The following is a 14092-nucleotide window of genomic DNA, read 5'->3' as shown; positions in this document are numbered from 1 at the left end:
GAAAGCCGGCTTCTGGGTAAGTGAAATGGGGGACGCGCCGTCTGATGCGCAAGCCTCCACAGTGGCTGGTTCTTCATGGCTATCACGAGTGTTCTCTCCACGTAGAACACGCCGTTCGGGGCGTCCATCTATTGACTGTTCTGCCGATACGGAGGCTGGGGGAAAAGTTGTGGCAGGAGTAGCACCATGAAAAACAGCAGCATCACCATTACCCTCGATCGTGCGCTGGAGCACGTGGACGCCATCGAAACACTGGGCGCAAGCCTGGCAGCTGGTATCGATGCCGGAGTGGTCATTCCCGACCATGTCCATACGCTCATGGCCATGGTGGCCACGCAGCTACGCGGGCATTTGGAGGAGCTGAAGGCGGCACTTACGAAGCCCTCCGCGTGATGCATGGTTGGCAAGGAATGGACGCCTTGCCGATCGCACAACGAGCAGGGAAGCGGTGGCGGGATGTCTCCCATTCTCTATAGTTCCAAAAGGGAAGACCCCATCGGGAAAATGTGACATCCGTAACGCGACGCGAAATAACGACCTAACATATTGATTTAATTATTCAATTCCTCATCTTCAAAAGTAACAATGGAGTAACCAGCGGTAACATAATTACAGAGAGACGTGTAACAAGACCCTCTTTGTAAATCAGTGCGTTACGCCGCCCATTGCGCCCAGTTACGCGTTTGTTACAAAACCACTTTTCGTAAGGACATTAGGGCGTTAGGACATGTTTTCCGTCCTCCGCGGCGACCGTTACACTTTGCCGAGGGTCTTTCCTTAAAAAGAGGTTTGCATGGATGTCGCCCAGCTCGCTTTTGCGTACCAGCAGCGCCCTCTCCGGGTCCAACTCATCGCGGGAACGGCGTGGTACGACCTGGCCGATCTATGCATCCTGCTGAGCAGGCCGTCGCTCGATGACGCGGTAGCCTTCGTGGGCTCGGTCCATCCCCAGCGCCTACGCCTACCCACCGAAGGGGCGGAGGGCTCGCCCTGGATCGATGACGACGGGTTGTGGTCCATCGTGAGCCTGGCCGGCTATCGCCTCGCCGACGACCTGGCTCAATGGCTGCACTTGAAGGTCGCGCCCACCATCCGCCACGCCATCTACGAGCAGGTGCCCAATGGGGATGCGGTCGAGGTGCGCGAGCTGTGGCATGTGATGGACCAACTCCTCGACATCGGTGCGGCGACGGATTACGGCCGCGGCACGGGAGTGCTGGCCATCAACCTCACCGATATGCAGCTTGCCGCCTTCCGTCGCGACCTTCCGCTGCCCGGCAAGACACGGCTGAGTCGCCTACTCGCCTCGTCCAAAAACCCGCCGTACCGAGGACAGACGCACATCGCCCACAAGGGCCGCGAGATCCTCTGCCTGACCTTTGATCGGCCGTAGAGCCTAGGCGCTCAGCCCAGGGGCGCGCATCATTCTGCATCGCGCAACACTTCCCAAGAATCTTCTGCAATGCCAACCGTAGCGCGGTTCGGCGCTATCGCATGAACTGCGTCAAAAGCATGGGGTGAAGTGTGCAGGCGAGGAGGGGGGACGACCGCGCGCGCCCAGGCCGATCCGGTTACCTGGTCACACATTGGTCGACGCACGACCGTGCGAAGTCGCACGCCTCGATCCGCGATCAGCCACTGCAAACCTCGCACAGGCCGCCAAAGGCGGCCTGTGCGAGCGCAGAACTCCTCAACGCGCCAGAAGATCTAAATGTGCATCAAGGTTGATGAAGCGCGTAGCGGCCTGCTTCAGCTCTTTGGCAGCGTGCCCCCAGAAGACCACATCAACGCTGTAACCCCGCTTCTTTAACTTCTCGATGGCCGGAACGTAATCGGCGTCGCCAGCTACCAAAGTTATCTCGTCGGCCGCCGGATCACCGATTAGAAATGAGTCCTCGATCATCGTTGCAACGATGTCGGTATCAATCTTTTTCTCATGATTCGCGACGTTTCTATCGTAGGTCACGACATCGAACCCATGACGCCGCGCCGCATCCCAAAGCGAGTCATTTTGTGGCGGCCGAGATCCGAATAGTGCGGCTTTCTTGACCTGAAGCTTGTCGCCGCCAGCAAACTGGAAAAGTTTGCCGAAATCCAATTTCCAGCTGTAATCGCACACCCTATTTTGCACAGCGGTCCAAACGTCGGGAGCTATGCCGTGCTTGAATGCCGCAACATGCATCCCTTCGATCCAAACGTTGGAATTATCCACGTAGAGCAGATTTGCCATCGCGTTCCCCTGTATGTCCATGGCGACTCCCTCAGTCGCCTGCCAAGCATCAGGGTAGCAATGGCGAGATAGCAACCAACTCCATGTGTTGCCTTACAACTGACACGTTAATTGTCATCTAGGGCCAACCGGGCCAAGCAGCCACGGATTTCACAATTCATTGACGCTATCCCGCGCCATTCTTTTCCGGCGCAGCCTTCGTAGCGATTGCGTCTCCTGCGCTGATACGGACATCGCCCATGATGCGGAGCCGCCCGGATACCCGGGGCAAGGCGCCGACCAAGGAGATCAGGATGATCGCAATAGAACTGCCCGCGTATACCCCACGGCCCCCATACAGCGCTCTCTACGCACTTTGCCGAGGTCGCTGGGGCCGAGCCCCCAAACCCTTTTATCCCTAATTACCGCACCGTAACCATGCAGCGGCATAGACGCTGCCGTACGCGTGCGCGCCCGCCGTTCCCCAATCGAAAGCCTCGCCTCGTCTAAGGAAGGATCAACCGATGCGCATCGTCTTACTTATTCTCCTTGCTTTTGCCAGCACCACCGTGCTGGCCGAAGACTTCTACTACGTGCTGGATGATGATCCGGCGAATGCCTCAGCCACGCACTACACCACGCCCGACCAGGCTTGCCAGGTGGCATACGCGGCGGATGTACCAAAGCTAGCGGCACTGACTTACACACAGCCTCAGCCCTATAAAGCACCCACGTTGTCGCCTTTCTCTAACCCGCCTAAGTACGTGGCGTATGACTGCAACACGATTGCCTATAGCCCCACTCTCAATGGATCGGCCACCTTCTCCCATTCCATCGTGCGGGGCGGTGATGGCTGCACGGCCGATCAGACCTACAATCCGCAAACGGGACAGTGCGAGTCGGCCGACGCAGATCAGGCGCGTAAGGAGATGGGCGACCCCGGCAGCGCGGCTGTGGTCGGCATCGTTTCCTGTGCCGATCCCGTCAATGTGGGAACGGGCAACGTCTACGAATCCGAAACGGACTATGCCGATACCGATGGCGAGTTGCGGTTTGTCCGAAGCTATAACAGTGCGGCCGGGCGCTGGACGTCTACCTACGAAACATCGCTTTATATCAACGCCAAGGCACTAGTCATCAACTTCAGTGACGGGCGGTCCGCGCTCTTCAAGCTGAGCAATGGCATCGCCACCCCCGAGCCCACCGAGCTCGGCACGATGAAGCAAGTTAGCGGCTCATGGGTCTACACCTCGCCCGACAACGAGCAGTACACTTTCAACGCGCAAGGCAAACTGACGCTTTGGAAGCTCGCCAACGGCCTGAGCCAATCGTTGACCTACGTCACGTCGTCCGATTACCTCACGGTGACCACCACGGTGACCGACTCGCGCGGGCATACCCTCCAATTTGCGAAAAAGCAGGGTTTCCTGCAGAACCTCATTGTCGGTGGACTGACCATTAACTATACGGTCGACACGACCTTCCGCTTGACCAATGTCACTCGCAACTGGGCAGGCCATACCACATCGCGCACCTACATCTACGATGACCCGAACAATCCCCGCCTATTGACGGGCATCACCGACGAGCGCGGCATTCGATCGGCCACGTGGGCATATGACGCCCAAGGGCGGGCCATCTCCAATCAGCGCGCTGGCGGTGCCTACAAGACGACGATGACGTACAACGCGGATGGATCCACCACAGTCACCAATGCCCTGGGCAACAGCACGACCTATCGGTACCAGATCATCCAAGGCGCCAAGCGCGTGACGGCCGTCGAAGGCGAACCGGCGGCAGGCTGCCCCGCCAGCAATACCACCTACACCTACACCACCAACGGCCAGGTCGATACCAAGACGGACGCCATCGGCACGATCACCGCCTACACCTACGACACATTGGGGCGTGAAATCACTCGTGTTGAGGCCAAAGGAACGCCTCAGGAACGCACGATTACCACGACCTGGGATGCAACTCGCTTCCTTCCCCTAACGGTGACCACCGCTGACCGCGTCATCACCTACACCTATGACACCCAGGGCCGCCCGCTGAGCACCAGCGTGCACGCCACCAAGGAATGACGACCATGAAAAAGGGATTTCGATGGAGCCTGGTCAGCCTTGGCCTTCTCATGGCCATGGCGCACGCCACGACGCCGGACCACACGACGACCCAGACCTATAACACCCAAGGCTGGATCGCCACCGTGGATGGCCCACGTACGGATGTTAGCGACGTCACCAGCTATACCTACGATGCGCAAGGGCGTGTCGCCACAGTGACCGACCCGCTAGGCCGTGTGACGAGTTACGACACCTACGACATGTATGGCAATCCGGGGCGTTCAACGGACCCAAATGGCGTCATATCGGTCATGACCTACACGCCCGAGGGCTGGCCCCTTACGGTCACGCGCGATAGCACGGGCACCCCGGCCACGACGACGCTGACTTATGACGCAATCGGTAATGTCACGCAGTCGAAAGATGCTGACGGGGTCACCACCACCTATACCTACGACGACGCCGGTCGCGTCACCGACATCACCGATGCCGTAGGTAACCGTATCCATTACACCCTGGACGCTGCGGGCAATCGTCTCAAGGAAGAGACTTTCGATAGCTCCAACACGTTGAAGCGGACGGTTTCGCGCACGTACAACACACTCAGCCAGCTCCTCACAGTGGTCGATGCACTCAACCGAACCGTCCTTAGCTACAACTACTCAGATGGCTACGACGCAGCAGGCAATCCGACCCACAGCGTCGATGCCGCAGGCATCCAGCGGAAGCGGGGGTATGACGCCTTGCATCGCCTGGTCAGCACCATCGATAACTACAACGGCACCGACGCGGCGACGAAGAACGCACAGATCGTGTCGTCTTACGACGCCAGCGATCACCTGGAGGGCATAAGCGATCCCGACGGCCTGAATACGATCTATAGCTACAACGGCCTCGATAACCTCACCTCGGTACAGAGTCCGGATACCGGCACGACCAGCTATGTCTACGACGCCGCGGGTAACGCCATCCAGCGCACTGATGCAAAGGGCGTAACCGGCACCAGCACCTATGACGCGCTGAATCGCCGGACGGCCCTCACCTATGTCGATAGCTCGCTCAATGTCGCTTATTTCTATGACGAGCCCAACGCCACCACCGGCTGCACTACCTCCTACCCGATAGGCAAGCTCACCCGTATCGTCGAAAGCGCGGTCACGACGACCTACTGCTATGACGCGCGGGGCAACATCGTTCAGAAGCGCCAAACGCAAGGGACGCAAACCGATGCGATGGGATATACCTACTCCCTCGCCGGTCGCGTGGTCAGCACGCTGACTCCCAGTGGCACCTCGGTTCAGTACAACCGCGATGCCGCCGGCCGAATCAGTGGCGTGACGGTTCTGCCACCCGGGGTCACCGGCGCCGGTGCGGGAAACGCCGTCTCCAATATCACTTACCTGCCGTTCGGCCCCATCACCAGCTACACCCTGGGTAACGGGCAGACCGTTACTCGGACCTACGATGCCAACTATGCCGTGACGGACGTAGTCAGCCCGGCGCTGAGCCTTCACTTTGCCCGCGATGCGATGGGCAATATCGTCGCCCTGGGCAACAGCCCAGGCGCCAATCCGGCCACCGAGACCTACAGCTACGACCCCTTGTATCGCCTGACGGGTGTCAACAGCGCCTCCGGCGCTGCCATTGAGGCCTATACGTATAGCAAGACTGGCGATCGCCTCAGTAAGACCAGCGCAGGCCTGGCCACGGGTGCTTACGGCTATCAAACCAATACCCATTGGCTCACTAGCATCGGCAGCAGCGCTTTCACCTACGACGCCAACGGCAACGTCACCGGCAACGCCACAGGTGGCGAGACGTTTGGCTATGGGTATAACGGGCGGAATCGGCTGATCGTGGTACAACGAAACGGCCAGACCGTTGCGACCTACACGTACAACGCCGCTGGACAGCGCATTGCGAAATCGGTGTCCCTTCCCCAGGCCATCAGCCAGCGCTTTGCCTACGATGAAAGCAGCCAGCTTATCGGCGAATACGGAACCACGAATAGGGATTACATCTGGCTGGGCGACCTACCGGTCGCCGTAGTGGACACGGCGGGTACGACCAGCACCGTCAACTATGTTCACGCCGATGGCTTGAATACTCCCCGCATCATCACCGACAGCACTGGCGCCACGCTCTGGCAATGGGGCATGCAAGGCAATCCGTTCGGTGAACAGGCACCGACCAGTGCCAACGGATATATCTTCAACCTGCGCTTCCCTGGACAGTATGCCGATGCGGAATCCGGTCTGCTTCACAACGGCTTCCGTGACTACTGCGCAGCCTGCGGACGATACATACAGAGCGACCCGACCGGCCTCGACGGTGGGCTGACTACATACGGCTACGTAAGCAGCAATCCATTGGCCGCGTTTGATCTTCTTGGCACACACCAGAAAAGCCCGGACGGTCTCCTGTTGGCGGTCCCCGGGCAGGGCGCTTGGGATGCCTCGGTCAATGCGTGGGAGGACAAGCGCTATGGCTGGTCCGTCGCCTATGCCGGCGCCATGGTCGGCGAGCAGGTGCTTTGGGTCGTAACGCTAGGCCAATCTCAGGCGTGGCGCACAGGCGCGATGTGTGCGACGAATGTCGCCACTAAATCCGCCGCACCGGCGCTTGAAGCTGGCGAAGACATTGTTGCGCAAATGGCGCAGAAGCATGCCTCAAGCGGATACGAAGGACTCTCCGCGTTCATGTCCGAAGCAGAAAAAAGGGCATTTTTGGCGAACCCTGCGGCGGGATCGCGATTCCTCGGGCAAGCGGTGCACAACGCTACGGACCTTGGATTGCGGGAACAGTACCCAGGACGTTTCATCTACAGCCGAATCGGACCCGACTTCCTGGACACGACAACTGGTAACCTAATTGAGCTAACCACCACTGGCGCCCAAGCTGCGCACGCAAGTAAAGTGGGTTACGAAAACGTACTATGGGCGCTCTACAACTTCTAATGGCAAAAACGATTCCACCTAAAGATCTGGCGCGATTGCTGCGAGAAAGAAAGGTTGTTGACCGCCAGATCGTGAGCGGCGAAACCTTTCGCGGTCAGAAATGGCCAGATTTCGTATCCATCGGCGCAACCTTCAAAAGCTGCGATTTTTCCAAAACTCGAATTGATGCCGCCGGCTTTGGAGCCGGCGGCATCCAGTCGCGCTACTTGGATTGCTGCTTCGATGATGCGGAGATCTACGCTAACGCTCCAGGGAACGCGCGGTTCGAGCGGTGCACGTTTCGCAATGTGAAGATCCATGTCTTCAGGGGCCTTGATGCGGAGTTCATTGACTGCCTTTTTACAGGTGTCATCAAGAAGGCATTTTTCAATGGAAGACCTCTTAGGGATCGCCCCGTACCAATTGACCGAGATCGAAACGAGTTTCGAGGCAATGACTTCTCCGGAGCAAAGCTACTGGACGTCGGATTTCGCACCGGGATCGATCTTAGGCTGCAACAACTCCCAAATGGGGACAACTACATCTATGTAGAAGAAGGGAAGAAATTTGTACAAAGCCTTCCCTCCCTGGAACTCACGGAGAAGTATGGCAACCAATTCGGCGCTATCGAAAAAATCCTGCTAGACGAGGTGGCTGGAGGGCAGCAACAGATATTCCTGAGCATTAAAGGCTTCCCAGCGCGGGATCGTGGCCTGCTCACCGAGTTAAAGCACATCGCCGAAGGCACTCTGCTCGCTTAAGCCAGCCGCAAATACCAGCCACTAGATTCATCAGAAAGCACGAGAAGCAATGCAGCAAAGAAGGCGGCCTAGGGCCGCCTTCTTTGCTAACGCCAATACGATCAACGCCACACCAGGAAACCCACGCCATGCTCACGTTTGATCAGCGAGAGATTCCCCCGTACGGGCAATACACCGAAAGTGACAAGCTCATCATTGGCGAGACCTACTTCCATGTCTCGTACATCGATCATGCGATGACTATTCCAATGATGAGTACGCTTACCTACATCGGAAAGAACCTCCTTGATGATGAAGTCAACACCCTGTACTTCCAGGACGTGGAATCTTACCGCGCCGGGTTAAGAATTACCGATGAGAATCCCGAGCCGGATAGCGGATGGTTCGAGTCATGGCCCGAAGATCGTTATGGCCCAGTCTTTGAGTTTGAGCATGCGCTCGAGTGCTTAATGCTGTGTTCCCTTCGTCGAAAAGGAACGCCGGGCGCTTGATAGTCTCGCCAGCCATCGTGCCTAGACCAAGAAAACCCTGAGAGCTCAATGCAGATGAATAATCAGAAAGAAGAAAAGCCTTCATTGGTCGACAAGCTGGGCAAGTGGGCCGCACTAGCGCCAACAATAGCCCTTATTGTTGGCGGAGCCACAGGGCACTTATGGACTGTTGCAGAGAACGAATCATTGAAATCAACGAACGCGCAACTGCGCCAAGACATCAAGGACCGGATCCAAGAACTCGCCAACGAGAGGGACGCGCGACAGCAAGCGCGAAATGAAGCGGCCACCGCGGAAGCCGAGCTATCCAAGCTTCGTATAAGCATTGCTCAAGCCAATGGCACCCTCACCGCCATACCAGGACTTCAGCAGCAGCTATCTAATTGCCAAGCATCAGTTGCAACGTTAAAGGGGAACGCTGCCGAATTCGATTACATTCAAGGCCTGCAAAGGAATATTCAGAGCTTAGATGGGGACATCCACAATGCTCTGACTTCAACCATTGGCAACAGGGACGCCATCATTCAGGACTATAGGATGCAACGGCAAGGCCTGCAGGACCGCATCATGGACGCCCAAAGTCGCCTTCGCTATGCGGGACCGTATCAAGAGTCACGATCCCCTATCATTCAGACGTGGCAGTGAGTGGTGATGGAGAAGCGGCCCTAGGTGGTCGCCTCCACCGCAGAACCCAGTGCCTTGAAGCGAAAGATATTGACGCCGAGCGCGTCATTCAGCCCCTTCATTCGCGCTTGAATCGGTGCCACTTCATTGGCAAAGAACACCTGCGTCGCCTTCTCCACATCGCCAAAGCCACCAGCATTCGTAGGAATCATCCCCAGCAGCTGCGGCGGAACACGATGCGCCGCGAGGATGTCATCCCGGCTCGCATTCTTGATTGACGCAAAGTCGTCCTTGGCCGCCACCTCGCTGATCGGAATCAGCTGCAAGCCGTCCTTCTTGCCGCTCGGCGCATACATGAAGAGATTCCGGAAGTTACCCGGCCCCTTCGCCCCCTTTAGAGCCTTCCGCAGGTTGTCGACGTCGTCAGGATTCTGCGCCGGATCCGTCATGTAGAGGATGAAGCCCGCGTGTGATCCGTTGTCGTAATACTTGCGACGGAACAGCGTGGCCGAACGGTTGAGCTGGGCGGCATGCAGCGCGCTCAGATATTCGGGGATGCCATACACCTCTTGCCGCACGTCTGGGGCCTTTATTTGCACCACCGGCCGTTCGAACTGGAAAGCCTGCCCATTCGGCGGCACGAACCAGAACGCGCCCTCCTCCACCCCGCGCCGCGTGAACAGCGACGGCGTGTGTTTGGTCCGCAGCAGCTTGCCCGACACCGCCTCTTCGCATTCCAGGTAGGCCTGGCCGAAAGTGAGGTAGTCCATGGCAAAGGCCTCGAACTCCGCCACCGACAGGTAACGCGTCGGCTGGAACGCGGAGACCAGCAGGTTCCGCTTCACATAGATGGCCGACGAGTGGTGAGGCGCAATCTGCAACATGTTGGCCAGGCCGGTCAGACTGACAGGCGGCTCGTACCATCGGCTGTTGTGCCACACCTGCACGTAGTCCAGCAGGTTAGATCGGTCGATCGGCTCCGGATCAGTTGCTCGACAACCCGAAAGTGAAAAGCGTGCGCCTGGCGAAGAACCATGCGCAGCTGATGGCCATGGCCGAGGCCTTGGAATTGGTGGTGCCGGCCGTCGCGCCGTACCGCGAAGCCACCCTGCAGCAGCTCACTACCATGACCGAGGAACGGCAGCGGGCGATCAACACCGATCACGAGGTGGTGGTCGCCTTCTGGGAGCGCTTCCACGAGTTGAACGGCCAGGGCGAGCGCCCGTACCTCAACCACAGCGCCGACAAGAACCTGATCGCGGTCAACATCCACGAATGGCTGGAAATGGCCACCGAGCGGTGGCGCGACGTGCCGACCCTGGCGGAGCTTCGCGAACACCTGCCCACCAGCAAACGCCACAAATTCCTCGAATCCAGCCGCGCGGTGCGCAGCGCCATCCGTACGAACGGGCCGGCCACCGTGCGCTGCTGGATCTTCAGCACCGCCCACCACGACGACTGATTCGCCGGTCACTCCGGCTCACCCGCGGCGGGGGCCGGGGGAGTGTTCGTGCACTCCCCATGCACCGCCTGATACCCACCGAAGGAGCACACACCATGCACACGATGCGCATCCGGCCGGCACTCGGCCCCCATCCACAGTCTACGCGACACCCCATGCCAGGCGCGTGCCGTCTCTATGGCGACTCGGAACTGTTCGTCGCCTTCCTGGCCGGTTTGCTGCTGGCCGCCTGCACGCTGCTCCCCTTTCTGCCCCGCTGAGGTGCCCGATGTTTCCCCGTAATCTCTCCCTCTTTCGCTTCGGCGCCTCCCCGTCCAACGACATCGCCGCCGACTTGGCACGTCACCGTGTGCGCGAGCCCGGCCCCCACGACCTGGCGACGCGAGGCTTCGGCTCGCCCTACGGCCTCGTGGATGACCGCCTGACCATCGTCGCCAATGGCTGTACCGGCTTTGTGTTCGTGCAGGCCGAACGCGTGCTGCCGGCGGCGTCCGTCCGTGACGCGGTGACCAAGAAGGTGCAGGCCATCGCCACCGAGGAGGGCCGCAAGGTCGGGCGCAAGGAGCGCAAACAGCTGCACGAGGACGTGCTGCAGGTGATGCTGCCGCACGCCCCGGTAACGTCCCGGCGCATCGCTGGCTGGATCGACCCCAAACACGGCTGGCTGGTCATCGACACGCCGAGCCGGCGTTATGCCGAGCTGGCTCTGTCCGCGCTTCGTGAGGCGTTTGGTTCCTTCCCGGCGGTGCCACTGTCTTCCGCCGAGGCCCCGCGCGCCTTGCTGACCGACTGGCTGGCCAACGATTCGCTGCCGTCGTCACTTTCTCTCGGCGACGAGTGCGAGTTGCGCGACCCGGTCACGGCCACCGGTGCGCTGGTGCGGTGCCGCCGGCAGGCGCTGGGCGCGGACGAAATCAAGGAACACCTACGCGGCGGCAAGCAGGCCTTTCAGGTGGGCTTGGTGTTCGACGATCGACTGAGCCTGGTGCTTTCGCATGACCTGGCGATCACGCGGCTGCGTCCGCTGGATGTCCTCACCGCCGATCAGGCGGAGGCGGAAAGTCATGACATGCAGGTGGAGAGCGACATGGCACTGGCCACGTTGGAGGTGCGGCGCCTACTCGCCTTCATCGAGACCACCTTCACCCTCGCCCGCCCAGCGGAGGCCTGAGCCATGACCGACAAACAGCGCACGAATAGGGATAAGAACAGCACGGCAATCGAAGCCCATGCGCAGTCCGGCTTTGTGACGCGCCTGGTGCTCCGGCAGGCCGAGGCGCTGGGACGCGATGCCGCACAGCACCCACACGCCCGGCTGGGACATTTGACGTATCTGACCGGCGCCATCGGGCTAGCGGTCACACTCGGTTACCTCTCGGACGAGCAGGGCATCCGTCTACGTGCTGCTTGCGGTGAAAAGTTGATGGAGACCTCGCCGCCGCCCTGGACACCGACCGAGGCCGCTGGCCTTGCTTACGTACGCTTACTGCTGGCCGTGCTTCGCCACGGCGGCGCGTCGCTCCAGGCGCCGGTGGAAATGGCCCTGATGGGTCCGGCCAAGGCGCGCCAGATGCTCACCCGCATGCAGCGCGATGGGCTTCTGCACGACGCGAATCTGTGGGGATTCCACGCGATCCGCGCCGGGGAGGCCTGAACATGTTCCAGCAGCACATACGTGAAGATGCCGGACGCTTCTGGCCCTGCGCCGAGTGCCATCACGAACCGCGGCATATCGAATGTCGTGGTCGCAGTCGCCGCGAAACGATGCAATTCAAGGTGCACGCTGTGCGACACAGCCTTGAGTGCGCATGCGGCCGCAGTACCGGCATGCACGCGACGCTAGAAGCCGCCGAAGCCGAGTGGGGAAAACGATATAGCCAGTTCGAACTGGCCCTGGTCGCGCCGGCGCCTTCGCGTGTCACACGCATGCCGCGCACCGCTCGAAAAGCCGAAGCGGCGGGGAGATGAATCACCGTGCTAGGTGGAGACGCAAGCAAGCACATCATCATGCCGGGTCAACTGCGTGAACTATCAGGCAAGACCACGCCATCGGCGGTACGTCGCTGGGCCCGAACACAAAACATTCGGATCAAGGACGGCGCCAATGGACCGTGGACCACGCTCGATGCGCTGAATGAATCGCTCGGCGTAGGCGTCGTTGCTCGGCGCAGTGAAAGCTATCGACCGGACGAAGTGATATGACGAAAGGACGCAAACGAAAATATGACCCGAGCATGCCAGCGCATATTGAGCAAAATCAGCTACCCAGGCGCTGCTATTGGAATCGGCGTGACCGCTACTGGTACACGATGGTCGATGGGGAGGCGCCGCGTATGCGGCGCCTCGGTAACGACGACGCGTTACTGTCGGACCTGCACCATGCCATGGAATGCCTGTCGGGCATCGACAGGGAAACGCTGGACTATCTGCTGGATCGTCACGAAAAATCTGCCGCTTTCCGCAAGCTTTCCAGCGACACGCAGTCCGACTATCGCCGGTGCAGAGCGATCATCAATGCCTTCACAACGAAGCTTGGCGTGCCATTTGGCAAGCTAAAGTTGAGAAAGGTTGACCTTCCTGTGATTCAGTTGCTGGTGGATGCTGTTGCCGATGGCAAGCGAAGCCACAACGACGTGGCAGATAAGGCAACGCCTTCGAGTGGTGCTCACGTCCAACGATATCTATCCGCAGCGTTCGTTTGGGGTATGCCACGAGGCTTGTGCAAATTCAACGCGGCAAAAGGTGTCGATATGCCAGACGAAGCGGCAAACCATCGCATGCCGGACTTGGTGACAATGAAAGCCGTTGTGGCGCTCTTCAAACGCCGTGGTGGCCTAGCAACCAGAACCAAGGGGTCGCTGGCTCCCTATGTCTGGGCCGTGGCTGTGATCGCCTATGAGTGTCGTATGCGTAGTGTGGAGGTGCGCAACCTTTCAGATGCCAACGAAAGCAAGGAGGGCGTCATCGTGGATAGGCGCAAAGGGAGCCTAGGCAATGTGACTCGCTGGTCACCACAGCTCCGAGAGGCTTGGGATTGGCTCAAAACGAGGCGGCAGGGCATATGGGCGGCGAAGCGCATGCCTATCCCGCATCTACCCAAGGATCGGCCGCTAGTCGTGGCCGAGACCGGTCGCAAGGTGGTCAAGAGCACCATGGCTAGCGCCTGGCGTCGCGCCATGGCCGCCGCGATTTCGGCCGGCGTATTGGCTCCCGACGAAAAGTTCGGACTCCATGCGATCAAGCACCGAGCGATCACCGATACGAAGGGAACCAAGGCGGACAAGCAATTGGCCAGCGGCCATAAGACCATGCAGATGGTCCATCACTATGACCACTCGCTCCCCGTCGTTGACCCGGTATCTGACGGCTAATTTTCAACACAATTTTCAACAACGGCGGTTTCAACTGGTCAATGCAACACCCATAGTGTTGATGACCGGGAGAGACGATGAGCAAGGCAGGATCGACTGCAAGGCGCCTGAACGCGGAACAGAAGAAGCGGCTGTGGAGCCAGTGGCGGCAAGGAGACTCGATCGCCGAGAT

Annotated in this window: 16 protein-coding genes; 14 read left to right on the top strand and 2 right to left on the bottom strand. The window is 59.4% G+C overall.

Annotated elements, in window-relative coordinates:
• Positions 1–186: 186 nt before the first annotated feature.
• Both AB4083_RS18420 and AB4083_RS18415 read left to right on the top strand, forming a co-directional pair.
• Positions 187–393, top strand: a complete 207-nt coding sequence (locus AB4083_RS18420; RefSeq protein WP_441609793.1) for a hypothetical protein — start codon at positions 187–189, stop codon at positions 391–393.
• A gap of 400 nt (positions 394–793) precedes the next feature.
• The gene (locus tag AB4083_RS18415; protein ID WP_441609791.1) at positions 794–1393 is read left to right on the top strand and encodes a hypothetical protein; all 600 of its coding nucleotides are present in this window, start codon (positions 794–796) and stop codon (positions 1391–1393) included.
• Positions 1394–1690: 297 nt separating this feature from the next.
• Here AB4083_RS18415 and AB4083_RS18410 read toward each other — a convergent pair whose 3' ends face one another.
• Positions 1691–2251, bottom strand: coding sequence for an NYN domain-containing protein (locus tag AB4083_RS18410; RefSeq protein WP_441609789.1), 561 nt, complete (start codon positions 2249–2251; stop codon positions 1691–1693).
• A 482-nt stretch (positions 2252–2733) separates the two neighbouring features.
• On the opposite strand from AB4083_RS18410, the gene AB4083_RS18405 reads away from it, so the two are divergent.
• The 5 genes from AB4083_RS18405 to AB4083_RS18385 all read left to right on the top strand — a co-directional run bounded on the left by AB4083_RS18405 (position 2734) and on the right by AB4083_RS18385 (position 9108).
• Positions 2734–4293, top strand: coding sequence for a DUF6531 domain-containing protein (locus AB4083_RS18405; protein ID WP_441609787.1), 1560 nt, complete (start codon positions 2734–2736; stop codon positions 4291–4293).
• Between the two features lie 5 nt (positions 4294–4298).
• Positions 4299–7232 (top strand): RHS repeat-associated core domain-containing protein, encoded by a 2934-nt coding sequence (locus AB4083_RS18400; RefSeq protein WP_441609785.1) that lies wholly within the window; start codon positions 4299–4301, stop codon positions 7230–7232.
• Entirely contained in the window at positions 7211–7972 is a 762-nt protein-coding gene (locus AB4083_RS18395) for a hypothetical protein (RefSeq protein WP_441609783.1), read from the top strand. The genes AB4083_RS18400 and AB4083_RS18395 overlap by 22 nt, the downstream gene beginning before the upstream one ends.
• A gap of 128 nt (positions 7973–8100) precedes the next feature.
• On the top strand, positions 8101–8463 hold the full coding sequence (locus tag AB4083_RS18390; RefSeq protein WP_441609781.1) for a hypothetical protein: 363 nt from the start codon (positions 8101–8103) through the stop codon (positions 8461–8463).
• 48 nt (positions 8464–8511) lie between these two features.
• Complete coding sequence (locus AB4083_RS18385) at positions 8512–9108, top strand: hypothetical protein (RefSeq protein WP_441609780.1); 597 nt, start codon at positions 8512–8514, stop codon at positions 9106–9108.
• A 20-nt stretch (positions 9109–9128) separates the two neighbouring features.
• Here AB4083_RS18385 and AB4083_RS18380 read toward each other — a convergent pair whose 3' ends face one another.
• Positions 9129–10028, bottom strand: a complete 900-nt coding sequence (locus tag AB4083_RS18380) for a phage portal protein (RefSeq protein ID WP_441609779.1) — start codon at positions 10026–10028, stop codon at positions 9129–9131.
• Between the two features lie 47 nt (positions 10029–10075).
• Here AB4083_RS18380 and AB4083_RS18375 point away from each other — a divergent pair, with 47 nt between their 5' ends.
• The 7 genes from AB4083_RS18375 (at position 10076) to AB4083_RS18345 (ending at position 13920) form a co-directional block, all read left to right on the top strand.
• Entirely contained in the window at positions 10076–10549 is a 474-nt protein-coding gene (locus tag AB4083_RS18375; protein WP_441609777.1) for a hypothetical protein, read from the top strand.
• A gap of 95 nt (positions 10550–10644) precedes the next feature.
• Complete coding sequence (locus AB4083_RS18370; RefSeq protein WP_441609775.1) at positions 10645–10809, top strand: hypothetical protein; 165 nt, start codon at positions 10645–10647, stop codon at positions 10807–10809.
• Between the two features lie 8 nt (positions 10810–10817).
• Entirely contained in the window at positions 10818–11720 is a 903-nt protein-coding gene (locus tag AB4083_RS18365) for a recombination-associated protein RdgC (protein ID WP_441609774.1), read from the top strand.
• 3 nt (positions 11721–11723) lie between these two features.
• Positions 11724–12203 carry a hypothetical protein gene (locus AB4083_RS18360; protein ID WP_441609772.1) on the top strand — a complete coding sequence of 160 codons (480 nt, stop codon included), beginning with the start codon at positions 11724–11726 and terminating at the stop codon, positions 12201–12203.
• A 2-nt stretch (positions 12204–12205) separates the two neighbouring features.
• Positions 12206–12517, top strand: a complete 312-nt coding sequence (locus tag AB4083_RS18355; RefSeq protein ID WP_441609770.1) for a hypothetical protein — start codon at positions 12206–12208, stop codon at positions 12515–12517.
• Between the two features lie 39 nt (positions 12518–12556).
• The gene (locus tag AB4083_RS18350) at positions 12557–12751 is read left to right on the top strand and encodes a hypothetical protein (protein ID WP_441609768.1); all 195 of its coding nucleotides are present in this window, start codon (positions 12557–12559) and stop codon (positions 12749–12751) included.
• Positions 12748–13920 carry an integrase gene (locus AB4083_RS18345; protein WP_441609766.1) on the top strand — a complete coding sequence of 391 codons (1173 nt, stop codon included), beginning with the start codon at positions 12748–12750 and terminating at the stop codon, positions 13918–13920. Before AB4083_RS18350 ends, AB4083_RS18345 begins: the two co-directional genes overlap by 4 nt.
• The last annotated feature ends 172 nt before the right edge of the window (positions 13921–14092 follow it).

It is taken from the genome of Dyella sp. 2RAB6 (assembly GCF_052115385.1).
GTDB lineage: Bacteria > Pseudomonadota > Gammaproteobacteria > Xanthomonadales > Rhodanobacteraceae > Dyella_D.
Note: the sequence above shows the minus strand (reverse complement) of the source record. Positions and strands in the feature narration are given on the sequence as shown.

Excerpts from the sequence above, each read along its gene's own strand:
- AB4083_RS18390 (WP_441609781.1), top strand. The coding sequence starts at position 8,101 with ATGCTCACGTTTGATCAGCGAGAGATTCCCCCGTACGGGCAATACACC.
- AB4083_RS18415 (WP_441609791.1), top strand. The coding sequence starts at position 794 with ATGGATGTCGCCCAGCTCGCTTTTGCGTACCAGCAGCGCCCTCTCCGG.
- AB4083_RS18370 (WP_441609775.1), top strand. The coding sequence starts at position 10,645 with ATGCACACGATGCGCATCCGGCCGGCACTCGGCCCCCATCCACAGTCT.
- AB4083_RS18395 (WP_441609783.1), top strand. The coding sequence starts at position 7,211 with ATGGGCGCTCTACAACTTCTAATGGCAAAAACGATTCCACCTAAAGAT.
- AB4083_RS18385 (WP_441609780.1), top strand. The coding sequence starts at position 8,512 with ATGCAGATGAATAATCAGAAAGAAGAAAAGCCTTCATTGGTCGACAAG.
- AB4083_RS18410 (WP_441609789.1), bottom strand. The coding sequence starts at position 2,251 with ATGGACATACAGGGGAACGCGATGGCAAATCTGCTCTACGTGGATAAT.
- AB4083_RS18365 (WP_441609774.1), top strand. The coding sequence starts at position 10,818 with ATGTTTCCCCGTAATCTCTCCCTCTTTCGCTTCGGCGCCTCCCCGTCC.
- AB4083_RS18400 (WP_441609785.1), top strand. The coding sequence starts at position 4,299 with ATGAAAAAGGGATTTCGATGGAGCCTGGTCAGCCTTGGCCTTCTCATG.
- AB4083_RS18355 (WP_441609770.1), top strand. The coding sequence starts at position 12,206 with ATGTTCCAGCAGCACATACGTGAAGATGCCGGACGCTTCTGGCCCTGC.
- AB4083_RS18405 (WP_441609787.1), top strand. The coding sequence starts at position 2,734 with ATGCGCATCGTCTTACTTATTCTCCTTGCTTTTGCCAGCACCACCGTG.
- AB4083_RS18360 (WP_441609772.1), top strand. The coding sequence starts at position 11,724 with ATGACCGACAAACAGCGCACGAATAGGGATAAGAACAGCACGGCAATC.
- AB4083_RS18350 (WP_441609768.1), top strand. The coding sequence starts at position 12,557 with ATGCCGGGTCAACTGCGTGAACTATCAGGCAAGACCACGCCATCGGCG.
- AB4083_RS18420 (WP_441609793.1), top strand. The coding sequence starts at position 187 with ATGAAAAACAGCAGCATCACCATTACCCTCGATCGTGCGCTGGAGCAC.
- AB4083_RS18345 (WP_441609766.1), top strand. The coding sequence starts at position 12,748 with ATGACGAAAGGACGCAAACGAAAATATGACCCGAGCATGCCAGCGCAT.